At 66.7% G+C, this 14664-nt stretch carries 11 protein-coding genes; 3 read left to right on the top strand and 8 right to left on the bottom strand.

Annotated elements, in window-relative coordinates; genetic code table 11:
- Positions 1–4 precede the first annotated feature (4 nt).
- A complete protein-coding gene (locus GO608_RS03155) occupies positions 5–475 on the top strand; it encodes an SRPBCC family protein (RefSeq protein ID WP_169197822.1) in 471 nt (156 codons plus the stop codon).
- A gap of 76 nt (positions 476–551) precedes the next feature.
- Positions 552–1490 carry a recombination-associated protein RdgC gene (locus GO608_RS03150; protein ID WP_169197821.1) on the top strand — a complete coding sequence of 313 codons (939 nt, stop codon included), beginning with the start codon at positions 552–554 and terminating at the stop codon, positions 1488–1490.
- 12 nt (positions 1491–1502) lie between these two features.
- On the opposite strand, the gene GO608_RS03145 is transcribed toward GO608_RS03150, so the two are convergent.
- The 6 genes from GO608_RS03145 to GO608_RS03120 form a co-directional block, all read right to left on the bottom strand.
- On the bottom strand, positions 1503–4877 hold the full coding sequence (locus GO608_RS03145) for an EAL domain-containing protein (RefSeq protein ID WP_169197820.1): 3375 nt from the start codon (positions 4875–4877) through the stop codon (positions 1503–1505).
- Positions 4874–5314, bottom strand: coding sequence for a response regulator (locus GO608_RS03140; RefSeq protein WP_169197819.1), 441 nt, complete (start codon positions 5312–5314; stop codon positions 4874–4876). The genes GO608_RS03145 and GO608_RS03140 overlap by 4 nt, the downstream gene beginning before the upstream one ends.
- Positions 5311–7188, bottom strand: a complete 1878-nt coding sequence (locus GO608_RS03135; RefSeq protein WP_169197818.1) for an ATP-binding protein — start codon at positions 7186–7188, stop codon at positions 5311–5313. The genes GO608_RS03140 and GO608_RS03135 overlap by 4 nt, the downstream gene beginning before the upstream one ends.
- Positions 7170–8168, bottom strand: coding sequence for an ABC transporter substrate-binding protein (locus tag GO608_RS03130; RefSeq protein ID WP_169197817.1), 999 nt, complete (start codon positions 8166–8168; stop codon positions 7170–7172). The genes GO608_RS03135 and GO608_RS03130 overlap by 19 nt, the downstream gene beginning before the upstream one ends.
- 184 nt (positions 8169–8352) lie before the next feature.
- Positions 8353–9576, bottom strand: a complete 1224-nt coding sequence (locus GO608_RS03125) for a CaiB/BaiF CoA transferase family protein (protein WP_169197816.1) — start codon at positions 9574–9576, stop codon at positions 8353–8355.
- An 8-nt stretch (positions 9577–9584) separates the two neighbouring features.
- Complete coding sequence (locus GO608_RS03120) at positions 9585–10772, bottom strand: acyl-CoA dehydrogenase (RefSeq protein ID WP_169197815.1); 1188 nt, start codon at positions 10770–10772, stop codon at positions 9585–9587.
- A 283-nt stretch (positions 10773–11055) separates the two neighbouring features.
- Between GO608_RS03120 and GO608_RS03115 the strand changes: the two genes are divergently transcribed.
- On the top strand, positions 11056–11967 hold the full coding sequence (locus tag GO608_RS03115; RefSeq protein WP_169197814.1) for a LysR family transcriptional regulator: 912 nt from the start codon (positions 11056–11058) through the stop codon (positions 11965–11967).
- 60 nt (positions 11968–12027) lie between these two features.
- On the opposite strand, the gene gabD is transcribed toward GO608_RS03115, so the two are convergent.
- On the bottom strand, positions 12028–13488 hold the full coding sequence (gene gabD, locus GO608_RS03110; protein ID WP_169197813.1) for an NADP-dependent succinate-semialdehyde dehydrogenase: 1461 nt from the start codon (positions 13486–13488) through the stop codon (positions 12028–12030).
- An 88-nt stretch (positions 13489–13576) separates the two neighbouring features.
- Entirely contained in the window at positions 13577–14599 is a 1023-nt protein-coding gene (locus GO608_RS03105; protein WP_247002811.1) for an HD-GYP domain-containing protein, read from the bottom strand.
- Positions 14600–14664: the final 65 nt, after the last annotated feature.

Raw genomic sequence — 14664 nt, 5'->3', positions numbered from 1 at the left:
GAGTGTGAACTTTGAACATCTGGTGGTGGTGAATGACCCCGCCGACCCGCTGCTCACCGAGCTCAATCGCGAAGAAGTGTGGTTCGGGCTGCTGTGCCGGGCCGAGGATGCGCGGCCGTTCTTGCCCGGGCTCGAGGCGTGCACGATCGTCGAGCGCAGCGCGAACGAGCTCGTCAGGGAGTTGCAGTTCGGCAGCGCGCTGATTCGCGACCGGGTCACGCTGATGCCGATGGAATCGGTCCGCTTCGAGTCCGAGCGCACTGCAAGCCACCCCGGAGGCAGCCTGACGATCACGATCGAGGAACCGGCCGAAGGCGTCCTCGTGCTGCGTTTCCGTTACCTGACGACCTTGCCCGAAGAGTCGGGAAGTCCCGACCGGGCCTATGCCGAATACGTCAAGGCCGCCTACCATCAGTCGGATCTCGACACGGTGCGCGTGATCCGCATGATCGCCGAGTCGGGGCGCATCCAGTAATCTTTCGTCATGCGTCGCAGCGCCGCGCGTGCGCCGGCGTGGCCGCCCGATCATCGAAAATCCGGAAAAAATATTCATGTGGTTCAAGAACCTGCAGGTTTATCGTCTTCCCGCCGGCTGGGACATCAGCGCCGAGACGCTCGAGGACCAGCTCGGGCGCAAGCGCTTCGTGCCGTGCGGTAGCCAGGACCAGGAAACCCGCGGCTGGGTGTCGCCGACCGGGGACGAGTTCCTGCTGCACCGCGTCGGCGGGCAGTGGCTGATCGCGCTCGGCCTCGAGCAGAAGCTGCTGCCATCGTCGGTGGTCAAGCAGGAAGCCGAAGAGCGCGCCGAGGACATCGCCGCGCGCCAGGGCTACAAGCTCGGCCGCAAGCAGATGAAGGACCTGCGCGAACAGGTGATGCAGGAACTGCTGCCGCGGGCCTTCACGCGACGCCGCAAGGTCTTCGCGTGGATCGACCCTATCGGGGGGTGGCTCGGCATCGATGCGCCGAGCCAAGCCCGCGCGGAGGACGTTCTGGAGGCATTGCGCCAGTCTCTCGATGCCCTTCCGCTCGGTTTGCTGCGCACCGAGCGTTCGCCGAGCGGCGCGATGGCCGACTGGCTCGCCGGCGGCGAAGCGCCGGCCGGGTTCACAATCGACCAGGATTGCGAGCTGCGCTCGGTCAGCGAGGACAAGGCGGCGGTGCGCTACGTGCGTCACCCGCTCGAAGGCGACGAGGTGCGCGCCCACCTCGCGGCCGGCAAGCTGCCGACGCGCCTCGCGCTGACGTTCGACGATCGCGTCAGCTTCGTGCTGAGCGAGAAGCTCGAGATCAAGCGCATCGATTTTCTCGATGTCGTCCGGGAAAAACTCGACGAGCAAGGCGCGGACGACGCGCGCGCGCTGTTCGACGGCGGTTTCGCGCTGATGACAGGAGAATTGGGCCGATTGCTGCCGGCGCTCATCGACGCCTTGGGCGGCGAGCTGAACGCTCCTGCGACCGGCGTCGTCGAGCTGCGCCCGGCGGCGTGAGCGGCGGCGCAGCTAGCGGGCCTGCTGGACGAGCAGCTGCGCGAAATCCTCGGCCGGCAGCGGGCGGCTGAACAGGTAGCCCTGGTACGCGTCGCAGCCCTGCTCGGTGAGGAACGCGAGCTGCGCGTCGGTTTCGACCCCTTCGGCGAGCACTTTGATCTTGAGCTTGCGCGCGAGCGCGATGATGCCGGCCGTGATCTCCATGTCTTTGCGATCGTCGGGAATGTGGCGGACGAAGCCCTGATCGATTTTCAGCATTTCGATCGGGAAGTTCTTCAGGTACGCGAGCGACGAGTAGCCGGTGCCGAAATCGTCGATCGCCAGCGCTATCCCCATCGACTTGAGTAGGCCGAGGCGCTGCTCGGCCTGGGCTTCGTGGCCCATGATCATGCTCTCGGTGAGCTCGAGCTCGAGACATTCGGGCGGCAGCCCGGTGCGCTGGAGGATCGCCGCGATGCGGTCCGGCAGCTCCGCCTGCCACAGTTGGCGCGCCGACAGGTTCACCCCCACCCTGAGCGGCCCGAGACCGGCGTCGCGCCACTCGCGCGCCTGTCGGCACGCGGTCTCGAGCACCCACTCGCCCAGCGGCACGATCAGGCCGCTTTCCTCGGCGAAAGGAATGAAGCGGTTCGGCGACACCGGGCCTTCGTCCGTGGCCTGCCAGCGCACCAGGGCTTCGCACCCCGTCACGCGGCCAGTGGTGATGTCGATTTGCGGCTGGTAATGGACGACGAACGCCTGCTGTTCGAGCGCGACGCGCAGGCGGCGCTCGAGGTCCACGTGCCGTTGCGCCGCCTCGCTCAGCGCTTCGGTGAAAAAGCGGAAAGTGTTGCGTCCCTGCGCCTTGGCCTGGTTCAGCGCGGCGTCGGCGTGCTGGATCAGCTCAGCGGCGCTCGTGCCGTCCTGCGGATAGAGGCTGATGCCGACGCTCGCGCCGACATACACGACTTCGCCGTCGGGCAGCGAGAACGGTTCGCGCAGCAGGTCGATCAGGTTCTGCGCGACGCTGGCCGATTCGTCGGGTTTCCTGAGGTTGTCGATGATGACGAGGAACTCGTCACCGCCCCAGCGCGCCAGCGTGTCCTCCGGGCGCAGGCGCGTGCGCAGGCGCCACGAGATCGCGACCAGCAGCTCGTCTCCGCTGGCGTGGCCGAGGCTGTCGTTGATGTTCTTGAAGCGGTCGAGGTCGACGAACAGCACGCCGAGGCCGAGCTGCTGGCGGGCCGCCTGCTCGATCGCGTGTTCGAGGCGTGACTGCACCAGCAGGCGGTTCGGCAAGTCGGTCAGCGGGTCGTAATGCGCGAGGCGCTCGAGCTGGGCCTGGGACTGCTTCAACTGGCTGATGTCGGTCATCACGCCGACGTAGCGCACCGGATTGTGATCCTCGTCGTAGACGGTGCTGACGCTCAGCCACTGCGGATAAAGCTCGCCGTTCTTGCGGCGGTTCCAGATCTCGCCCTGCCAGTGGCCGGTGTGCGCCACGGATTCCCACAGCTGGCGGTAGAACGCGTCGTCCTGCAGGCCGGATTTGAGCATGCCCGGAGTTTTCCCGAGCGCCTCCTCTTCGGAGAAGCCGGTGATTTCGCACCACGCCCGATTGACGCTGACGATGCGCTGCGACAGGTCGGTGACCATGACGCCGTCACGCGTGCTCTCGATGACCGCTGCCGTCTGCCGCAATGCCGCTGCGGCGCGGAATTTCTGCACCGCGAGCGACGTCAGGCCCGAGAATTCCCCGATCAGTTCGATCATCGCCGGGTCGATCGGGCGCGGGCGGTAAAAATAGACAGCGAAAGTGCCGAGCAGCTTGCCGTTGTCGTCGCGGAACGGGAATGACCAGCAGGCACGAAAATTCGCCCTGCGTGCGAGGTCGCGATAAGCGTCCCAGTCCGCGTCGGCGAACACGTCTTCGGTGAACACCGGTTCGCCGCGCGCCATTGCGGTGCCGCAGGACCCCTGGCCTTCCGCCACTTCGAGGTTTTCGATGGCGTCGACGTAAAAGGCGGGGAGGTTCGGCGCGGCAGCATGGACGAGGCGGGTGCCCGATTCGTCGAGGAGCAGGATCGAGACGCGCATTTCCGGTGCGAGGCTTTCGAGCCGCCGTGCGACATCGTCGAGGATCACCGGCAGCGGATCGTCGCCGATGAGCCGGTTCAGCACGGCGCTGCGCGCGGCCTGCAGCAGCTCGGTCTGCTTCTGCGCCGTGATCTCGGTCCAGGTGCCGACCACTTCGACTGCCGCACCGCTGTCGTCACGCAGCACGCGTGCGTCGTCGCGGATCCACGTCACCTGCTCCTTGCCGCCGAGCAGGCGGTATTCGTGGCTGCGGTGCCCTTCGCGCAGCAGCTCCGTTTGTGTCGCGATCCACGCGGCGCGGTCGTCCGGATGCACGTGCGCGAGCCACCAGCCCGGTGAAAGCGCATCGGCGGAGCTGACGCCAAGGATCGACACGATGTTGTCGCTGACCCAGCTCGCCTGCGGCTTGCCGTCGTCGCGGATCTGAAGCGTGTAGAGAACGGTCGGGCTCGCCGACAGCAGGTGCGCGAGATGAGCCGTCGTCGCCCGCAGCTCGGCCCGTTCGTGGATCAGTTCGGCGCGCTCGCGCACTTTTTCCAGCGTTGCCGGCAGCGCGTGCAGGTAGCCGGGGTATTTCGCGATGAAATCATCGACGCCCAATTCCATCGTCCGCGCGACGAGGTCTTCGCCGCCGTGGGCAGAAACCAGCACGAGCGGCAGCGCGAGGCGGCGCTCGTGCCGCACGACGCGCGCGAGCTCCGCGCCGTCGAAACTGCCACTGGCATGATCGAACAGCAGCACGTCGAAGTCCGGCGCCGCGTCGGGAGTGGCCGGCAGGCGGGCCAGCACTTCGGCGGCGCTTGCCGCGATGGTCAGTTGGATGTGCGGCGCGTAGTGCGCGAGGTGGCGTTGGGTGCGCAACGCTTCGAGTTCGTCCGCTTCGCCATACAGCACCCGCAGCGGGCGGGTGCGCCGCCCGGCCGGGTCGCGAAATCGCGCCAAGGCGCCGCGCAGCGTGGCGGGCAGTTGGTCGAGGTAGTCGTCGCGCTTGACCTGGTACGCATCCGCGCCGGCTTTCAGTGCCGCCATCGCGGCCTCGTGGTTGCCGGCGCCGGTCAGGACGACCACCGCGACCGGCAGATGATTCATGCGCACGTGCGCAAGCAGGTCGAGGCCGGTGCCGTCGGGCAGATGGAGATCCGACAGCACGACGTCGAACGGCGGCGGCTGCGCGGCGAGGCGGGACAGCCCGCGCTGCAGCGTCGTGACCACTTCCAGCGCGATCTCGGGAGCCCGCTGCGCGAGCCTGCGCCGCGCCAGATCGGCATCCGCTTCGGAGTCCTCGATGTAGAGGACACGCATCGTCTTCATCTCTGGCTGTGGTTCAAGGCGCACCAGTACACTTCGATCTGTTCGGCCACTTCGATGAATTTGCCGAAGTCGATCGGTTTGACGATGTAGGAATTCACGCCGACATCGTAGGCCGTCCTGACGTCCTCGTCTTCGGTCGATGAAGACAGCATCACCACCGGAATGCGCCGGAAGCGCTCGTGCGTCTTGAGCTTTCGCAGCACGTCGAGGCCGCTGACGCGCGGCAGCTTGTTGTCGAGCAGGATCACCGCGGGCGTCGGATGACCGCTTTCCCAGCGCGGCAGGAAAGCGAGCGCCTCTTCGCCATCGCGTGCGACCTCGATCGCGATCGGGCTGCTGGTCCGGTCGCGGCGTGCGAAAGCGCGCAGCGCCAGATCGAGGTCGACGGTGTTGTCCTCGACGAGGAGGATCGGGCCGGAAACGGCTTCAGTGGTCATAAGGGAAACTCCACGAGGAAGGTGGCGCCTTTGCCGGGCTCGCTTTCGGCCCGCACGGTCCCGCCCATGCGTTCTATCGCCTTGCGCACCAGCGCCAAGCCGACGCCGGTGCCGGGGTAGTCGTCGGCGCGGTGCAGCCGCTGGAAGATACCGAATATGCGGTCGTGATATTTCATGTCGAAACCGATGCCGTTGTCGCGAACCTGCAGCCGCACCGCGCCCGCTTCCTCGCGGCTGCTGATCGCGATGCGGGGGGGAGCCGCGTCGCGGCTGAACTTCAATGCATTGCCGACCAGATTGCGCAGGGCCAGCGCGAGGCCGTTGCGGTCGACCGAGAGTTCCGGCGTGCGCACGTCGACGTCGATTTTTGCGCCGACCTCGGAGATTTCGTGGGCGTAACTGTCGAGAACCTCGTCGACGAGCTGCTGCAGCGACACCGGCTCGGGTTGCGGCGCCGAGCGCTCGATGTGCGCATAGGCGAGCAGATCCTCGATCAGTTCGTGCATCTGCGCGACACCGCGGCGGATGTTGGCAAGGAACTGTCGCCCTTCGTCGTCGAGTCGGTCGCGGTAGTCTTCGAGCAGGATCTGGCTGTAGCCGTCGATGCCGCGCAGCGGGGCCTTGAGATCGTGCGAGATGGCGTACGAAAACGATTCGAGCTCGCGGTTGGCTGCTTCCAGCTGCGCGGTGCGCTCGTCGACGCGCGCTTCGAGCGTCGCATTGAGGCGCAACAGCGCCTCCTCGGTTTTCTTCAGCGACGTGACGTCGAGCAGCACGCTGCGGATGTGCGTGACCCTGCCGCTCGCATTGCGGCTCAGCCAAGTGCGGCCGTCGAGCCAGATCCACTGGCCGCTCACGTGGCGCACGCGATGCTCGCCGCGATAATCGTCCGGCCCTCCGGCCAGATGGCTCGCCAAGGCGGCCCGCAGGCGCGGACGGTCTTCGGGGTGGATAAGGTCGCGATAGCGGACTGCGCCGGACAACAGTTCCTCCGGCGTGTAACCCCATTGCCTGACGCTGTCGCTGACATACGTGACGGGCAGGCCGGCTACGTTGCGCCACTCGATCGCGACGACCGGCGAATGGTCGATCAGCGCGGACAGTTGCTCGAGGTTCGCCTGGCGTGTGCGCAGATCGTCGGCCATGCGGTCGAGCGCGCGGCCGATCTTCCCCAGCTCATCGCGCCCGGTCAGGCCGCTGCGGGTATCGAATCGCCCTTCCCCGATCGCAGCCACTGCTTCGGTCAGCCGGGCGGTGCGGCTGAACCACAGCACGTGCAGCAATATCGCGAGAGCCGCAGTGAAGAGCAGGATCAGTGTGGTTTCCCGCCAGAGCTCCTGGTGCCCAGCGGCGGTGCGGAGCGCGAGCGGAATGCCGAGATCGTTGCGCACGATCAGCGTCATGTCGGGATGGATCGCCACCCGGCCCACCAGCGCGAAATCGCCGCGCGGCTGGACGATCTCGATCCCTTTCCCCTGGTTAGACGCGATCGCCAGCAGGCCGGCGCGAATAGCCGGGGCGTCGGAGGCGATCGCATCGGTGAGAGGACGGTAGAGCCGCGCGCGCAACATGGCGCCGACGACCTGGCCGTTGGCATCCACCAGCAACGCGTGCGTGAGCCCGGAGCGAAGCCCCATGCTGGCGACGATACGGCTGATCCGAAAGCGGCTTGCCAGTCCGGTTTGGAACTCGATCCGGTTCTGTTCGAAGTTCAGGACCTCGATGAGCCGCCGCCGCTGGTCGGTGGCGACCTCTTGGCGGAACTCCTGCACCTGGATCATGTAATTCAGCGCCGCGCCGAGCAGCGCAAACCCCGCCAGTAGCAGCGGTGCGAGGATGCGGCCGGGCAGGACCGTCAGCGCGGGCCAGACCATGAACCGCTTTCCGTTTTTTTCGCAGCCGCGCGCGCCGCAGTGCTGTCGATCAGCGTTTGCCAGTCCGGCAGCCCGTCGATCATTTCGAGATCGACCAGCAGTTCTGCGAGTCCGGTGTGACGGGCGACGAACGGGGCCGGCTGGCCGTCAAGAAGTTCCACGCTCTGCCGCAGCGGCACGAACGTCAGCCCGTCGAGCGCCGCCCGGTATTGCGCCGGGGTGAGGCTCGTGCTCGGTGCAAGGAGGTCGGCGAAGGCGTCGGGCGTCGTGTGCAGTGCCGTGACGCCTCGTTGCCAGCCTGCGATCAGGTTCACGACGTCGTCGAGACGACGCTCCAGCACGTCGGCACGCACGACGAGCACATCGATGAGCTCTCCGGACATCGTGCTGCTGTCGAATATCACTTGGTAGCCGTCGCCCTGCAGGCGCGATTTCATCGGTTCGTAGGTGATCACCGCATCGACCCAACCGTCGCGCAGCGCGTCTTCCTGCTGCGAAGCTTCGAGCCGCAGCAGCAGCACGTCATCCGATCGAAGCGGGCTTCCCTCGATCATCCGCGCGAGCACCAGCCTCCCCGCTGCACTGTCCTCGATGCCGATGCGCTTGCCCTTGAGCTGCGCCGGTTTGGTGATCGGTGCGCGCGCGACGACCGCGTCGCCACCGTGCGAGATGCCGAGCACCGCGACGATGCGGATCGCCGCCCCTTCGTCCGCGAGCCGCAGTGTCTCGTCGAGCGTCAGTGTCGCGGCGTCGAGCAGGCCGTTGTCGAGCGTGCGCAACGCCTGCGAACTCGACGCGAGTTCGATGACTTTGATGCGGCTGCGGTCGATATAGCGGCGCTCGTACGCGAACACGAACGGATCGTTGCCGATCCACGGATTGACGCCGACGCTCAGCGGCAGCGGCGATGGCGCTTCACTGCAGCCGGCAAGAAACATCATCGCGAGGCCGAACGCCGCCGCGACAAAGGCGTTGTACATCACTGATCCTCGCTTGAAATCGGTTCCCGGCAGGGCCGGTTCGGCGCCCCGGCTCATGTTTGCGGTAGGACCGTGATTCTACAAGCGAAATTCCGGGCCCGAGCGCGCGAAGCTCGATCGGCACTGCTGTCAATCTTCGTGCCCAGGATACGATGGGGGGCGGGAAGCGCCGGCCGCGGTGCGCTCAGATTACTTCGTCATGCCTCAGGCGGGCGATGCGTTCGGCCGGCAAGCCCAGCAGCGAGGCGAGAATTTCGTCGGTATGTTCGCCGAGGAGGGGCGGCGGGAGACGGTATTCGACCGGTGTCGCCGACAGGCGCATCGGACTGGCGACCTGCGGCACGTTGCCGGCGAGCGGGTGCGGCAGGTCGACGCGCAGCCCGCGCGCGCGCACCTGCGGGTCGGCGAACACGTCGGCGAGCGTGTTGATCGGTCCGCACGGCACGCCGAGCGCTTCGAGCCGCTCGATCCAGTCGGCAGTCGTGCGCCGGATCGTCAGCTTGTTGAGCAGCGGGATCAGCACCGCGCGGTGGCCGACGCGCGCCTTGTTGGTAATGAAGCGGGCGTCGGTTGCGAGCGACGCGTCGCCGGCCGCTTCGCAGAAGCGCGCGAACTGCGCGTCGTTGCCGATCGCGAGAATCATGTAGCCGTCGTCGGTCGGGAAGTCCTGGTACGGCACGATGTTGGGATGGGCGTTGCCGAGCCGGCGCGGCGACACGCCGGTGGTGAGGTAATTCATCGCCTGGTTCGCGAGGCACGCGATCTGCACGTCGAGCAGCGCGAGATCGATGTGCTGGCCTTCGCCGGTCCGGTCGCGCGCGGCGAGCGCCGCCTGCACCGCGTTGGCCGCGTACAGCCCGGTCAGGATGTCGGTCAGCGCGACGCCGACTTTCATCGGGCCGCCGCCCGGCTCATCGTCGGGCCGCCCGGTCAGGCTCATCAGGCCGCCGAGGCCCTGGATCAGGAAGTCGTAGCCGGCGCGTGCCGCGTACGGTCCGTCCTGGCCGAAACCGGTGATCGAGCAATACACGAGGCGCGGATTGACGACTTTCAGCGAGGCGTAGTCGAGGCCATGGCGCGCGAGGTCGCCATGCTTGAAATTCTCCAGCACGACGTCGCATTTGCCGGCGAGATCGCGCAGCAATTGCCGGCCGTCCGGCTTCGTCATGTCTACAGTGATCGAGCGCTTGTTGCGGTTCGCGCACAGGAAATACGCGGCAACGTCGGTGTCGTGGCCGTGGGTGTCCTTGAGGAACGGCGGACCCCAGTGGCGGGTGTCGTCGCCTTCGCCCGGACGCTCGACTTTGATGACGTCGGCGCCGAGGTCGGCGAGGATCTGGCCGGCCCACGGGCCGGCCAGAATCCTCGACAGGTCGAGCACCCGGATATGCGACAGGGCGCCCGACATGGGGTGGATCAGTTCGAGAACGCCGCGATGTCGGTGATCGCGCGGCCGAGGATCAGCGCATGCACGTCGTGCGTGCCCTCGTAGGTATTGACGACTTCGAGGTTCACGAGGTGACGCGCGACGCAGAACTCGTCCGAGATGCCGTTGCCGCCGAGCATGTCGCGGGCCAAGCGGGCGATGTCGAGCGACTTGCCGCAGGAATTGCGCTTCATGATCGATGTGATCTCGACCGCGGCCGTGCCTTCGTCCTTCATGCGGCCCAGGCGCAGGCAGCCCTGCAGGCCGAGCGTGATCTCGGTCAGCATGTCGGCGAGCTTTTTCTGGATCAGCTGGTTCGCGGCGAGCGGGCGACCGAACTGCTTGCGGTCGAGCGTGTACTGGCGGGCGGTCTCGTAGCACGCTTCGGCGGCGCCGAGCGCACCCCAAGCGATGCCGTAACGCGCCGAGTTCAGGCACGTGAACGGGCCCTTGAGGCCGCGCACCGTCGGGAAAGCGTTCTCTTCCGGCACGAACACTTCGTCCATGACGATTTCGCCGGTGATCGACGCGCGCAGGCCGACTTTGCCGTGGATCGCCGGAGCGGACAGGCCTTTCCAGCCTTTTTCGAGCACGAAGCCGCGGATCTGGCCTTCGTCGTCCTTGGCCCAGACGACGAACACATCGGCGATCGGGCTGTTCGTGATCCACATCTTGTTGCCGGACAGGCTGTAGCCGCCATCGACCTTCTTCGCCCGCGTGATCATGCCGCCGGGGTCAGAGCCGAAGTTCGGCTCGGTCAGGCCGAAGCAGCCGACCCATTCGCCGGTCGCGAGCTTCGGCAGGTACTTCTTCTTCTGCGCTTCGGTGCCGAATTCGTTGATCGGCACCATCACCAGCGACGACTGCACGCTCATCATCGAGCGATAGCCGGAGTCGACGCGCTCGACTTCACGCGCGATCAGGCCGTAGCACACGTAGTTCATGCCGGAGCCGCCGTATTCCTCGGGGATCGTCGCGCCGAGCAGGCCCAGTTCGCCCATCTCGTTGAAGATCGCGCGGTCGGTCTTCTCATGGCGGAAAGCTTCCTGCACGCGCGGCAGCAGGCGTTCCTGGCTGTACGCCCGCGCGGTGTCGCGCACCAGGCGCTCAGTTTCGGTCAGCTGCTCGTCGAGGTGCAGGGGATCTGCCCAGTTGAAGGTCACGCGGTTCGTTGCCATTTAGAAAGTCTCCTCAATGCTGCGGATGTTCGAACATGCGCCGGCGCGATGCGAAAGTGCGCCACGCTTTGCCTGTGCCCGCACTGTAGCGAATCGGAGGCGTCCGGGACAACCGAAAATTCCGCGACACGTTGTGCACAAAAATCACTTCGTGAATCGGCCCGAACGCGAACGCGGTTAAGATATCGCGGTGAAACCGCGCGCTTTCCGGCGTTCCGACGTTGCGTCGCGCCCACCCGTAAGCGTTTGGCTTGCTTATCGTGCATTTTCAGGAGAGTCGCGAATGCGACGCAGGATCCCCAGTACGGCGGCGCTGCTGGCGTTCGAGCTCGCGGCGCGGCATGAAAGCTTCACCCGCGCGGCCGAGGAGCTGTCGCTGACGCAGAGCGCGATCTGCCGCCAGATCGCCGGGCTCGAGGAGTTTCTCGGCCTGCGTCTTTTTCGGCGCACGAAGCGCGGCGTGACGCTGACTGAAGCCGGGTTGTCGTACAGCCGGCAGATCACCGCGCGCCTCGATGCGGTCGAGCGCGACACGCTGTCGGTGATGGCGCACCACGGCCGCGGCGCGACGATCGAGCTCGCGGTCGTGCCGACGTTCGCGACGCGCTGGCTGTTGCCGCGGCTCGGCGGCTTCCTCGCCGCCCATCCGGGTGTCACGGTGAATCTGACCAACCGCAGCCGCCCGTTCCTGTTCGCCGACACCGAGCTCGACGCGGCGCTGTATTTCGGCGACGCCGGCTGGCCCGGCACCGAAGGACATTTCCTGATGCGCGAGAACCCGGTGCCGGTGTGCAGCCCGCGCCTGCTCGCCGGCAGGAGCGGCCTGACGCCCGACGAGATCGCCGCACTGCCGCTGTTGCAGCAGACGACGCGCCCGTACGCGTGGCGGCTGTGGTTCGAATCGCTCGGCATGCGCGTCGCGCACGACCTGACCGGCGCGCGTCACGAACTCTTCACGATGCTCGCGCAGGCCGCGATGCACGACATGGGCGTCGCGCTGATCCCGCCGTTCCTGATCCAGGAAGAACTCGACAGCGGCCGCCTCGTGATCCCGTTCCGCCACGGCTACCTCAGCGACAAGGCGTACTACCTGATCATTCCGGAGCGCAAGGCCGAAACGACTGCGCTCGCGGCGTTCCGCGACTGGCTGCTGGCGGTGGCAGCCGAATACCGCGCCGCGGCCGGGCTGGAATGAGTTGCGACCGCGGCAGCCGAAGTGCGACGGACCGCCCGGCCGCCGCGATTGCGACGAAGCCTACTGCACGCCGCCCATGCACAGATACTTAATCTCGAGGTAATCCTCGATGCCGTATTTCGAACCTTCGCGGCCGAGGCCCGATGACTTCATGCCGCCGAACGGCGCGACTTCGGTCGAGATGATGCCGGTGTTGATGCCGACGATGCCGTATTCGAGCGCGCCGGACACGCGCCACACGCGGTTCATTCCTGCTGAATAGAAATAGGCGGCGAGGCCGAACTCGGTGTCGTTCGCCATGCGGATCGCCTCGGCCTCGTCCTTGAAGCGGAACAGCGGCGCGACCGGGCCGAACGTCTCCTCGCGCGCGACTTTCATCTGCGGCGTGACGTCGGCGAGGATCGTCGGTTCGAAGAAGGTGCGGCCGAGCGCGTGGCGCCCTCCGCCGGTGACGACGCGCGCGCCTTTCGCCAGCGCGTCGGCAATGTGCTCCTCGACTTTCTCGACCGCCTGCATGTCGATCAGCGGTCCCTGCGTGACGCCTTCATCCAGGCCGTTGCCGACTTTCAGCTTCGCGACCGCGGCGGCGAGCTTTTCGGCAAAGGCGTCATACACGCTGTCCTGCACCAGCAGCCGGTTCGCGCACACGCAGGTCTGGCCGGTGTTGCGGTATTTCGACGCCAGCGCGCCTTCGACGGCGGCATCGAGGTCGGCGTCGTCGAAGACGATGAACGGCGCGTTGCCGCCGAGCTCGAGCGACAGCTTCTTGATCGTCGGGGCGCATTGCGCAGCGAGCTTGATGCCGACTTCGGTCGAGCCGGTGAACGTGAGCTTGCGCACGACCGGGTTCGCGGTCAGCTCGCCGCCGATCTCGGTCGCGGAGCCGGTCAGCACGCTGAACACGCCCGCCGGCACGCCGGCGCGTTCGGCGAGGACGGCGAGCGCGAGCGCCGAATAGGGCGTCTGCGTCGCCGGCTTCAGCACCATCGTGCAGCCCGCGGCGAGCGCCGGCCCGGCCTTGCGCGTGATCATCGCGAGCGGGAAATTCCACGGCGTGATCGCCGCGCAGACGCCGATCGGCTCCTTCGTCACGACGATCCGCTTGTCGGGCTGGTGGCCGGGGATCACGTCGCCGTAGATGCGCTTGCCTTCTTCGGCGAACCACTCGACGAAGGACGCCGCGTACAGGACTTCGCCGCGCGCCTCACCGAGCGGCTTGCCCTGTTCGGACGTCATCAGCAGCGCGAGATCTTCCTGGTGTGCGACGATCAGATCGAACCACTTGCGCAGCACCCGCGCCCGGGCGCCGGCGGTCAGCGCGCGCCACGCCGGCCACGCCCGACTGGCGGCGTCGATCGCGCGGCGTGTCTCGGCGGCGCCCATCTTCGGGATCGTGCCGAGTTGCTCGCCAGTGGCCGGGTTGTGGATCGCGATCGTCGCACCGCTGTCGGCATCGGCCCACGTGCCGCCGACGAGGCAGCGGGTGCGGAAGAGGTCGAGGTCATTTAACGCGAGAGTCATGGAAACACTCCTTGGTCGGGTTGGCGCGGAATGCCACATGTATCGGGTTGCCCGGTCCTGCCGTTCGCGGCGCGACGGCTTGGCCGGCTCAAGGGCGATTCCACAGATTGCGGAGAATGACGATCGAGCCGCGGTAGTTCGAAAAGGGAACCATCCCTTCGATGCGGAAATCCGCCGTCGAGGTGTCGCGGGGAATCGTGCCCAGCATCGGCATGCCGTCCGCTTTGACGAAGGCGTGGACGAGTGGGCACGCGCTGTTTGCCGTGCGCTTCTTGACGACCGCGACCTCGCCGTTCGCGAGCCGCACGATCGCCCCGGGCGGAAAGACGCCGAGCTCCTTGATCATCATCTGGATCAGCCGGTTGTCGGTCTGCCTGCCCTGGTCGAGCATCAACTTGCGCATCGCCTTGCCGGACACCATCGCCCTGCGGTACGGACGGTCGCGCACCATCGCACTGTAGATGTCGGCGATCGCCAGCACGCGCGCCGGCAGCCTGATCGCGTCCTCGCACTGCCCATCGGGATAGCCGCTGCCGTCCAGACGCTCGTGGTGGTGGCGCACCGAGTCGAGCCAGGCGGCGTCGGTGACGCCGAGACTCGTCAGAATCCATTCGCTGTCGACCGGATGACGGGCGATGCGCTGGCGCTGCAGTGACGTCAGCGGCGTCAGCTGGCGGTCGAGCGTGTCCTGGATGTCGATCAGGCCGAGGTCATAGGTCAGGCCGGCCTTGACGAGCGACAGCCGCGACGCCTCGCCGACGCCCATCTTTCTGCCGATCAGCTCGCACAGGATCGCCGCCTGCAGATGATGGACCACCGCATACGACGTCTCGTAGTCCAGGTGCAGGTTCGCGAGCGCGGCGTCGGAGTCGTGCGTGCAGGCCTGCTGGATCGCGAGCGCAATGTTATCGATGCGCGAGACGAACTCGGTGTCGAGACTGCCCGCCTTGTAGAGGTCGAACGTCCGCTTGAGGCGGATTTTCAGCAAGTCGAGCATCTCGAACGACTTGTGCTCATCGCTCGACGTGGTCGTGGAAGCTGCCGGAACGCGCCGCCCCTCGCGTTCGTGCTCGACGACACGACGGAGCACGCCTTCAGGCTGCTCGCTCACGACTGCCCGGCGCTGCAGCGCATCGTCTTGGGGTTCATCGCATGGCTCACGGGACAGAGGATTCT

Source organism: Aromatoleum buckelii (genome assembly GCF_012910785.2).
GTDB lineage: Bacteria > Pseudomonadota > Gammaproteobacteria > Burkholderiales > Rhodocyclaceae > Aromatoleum > Aromatoleum buckelii.
This window is presented reverse-complemented; position numbering and strand designations above follow the sequence as displayed.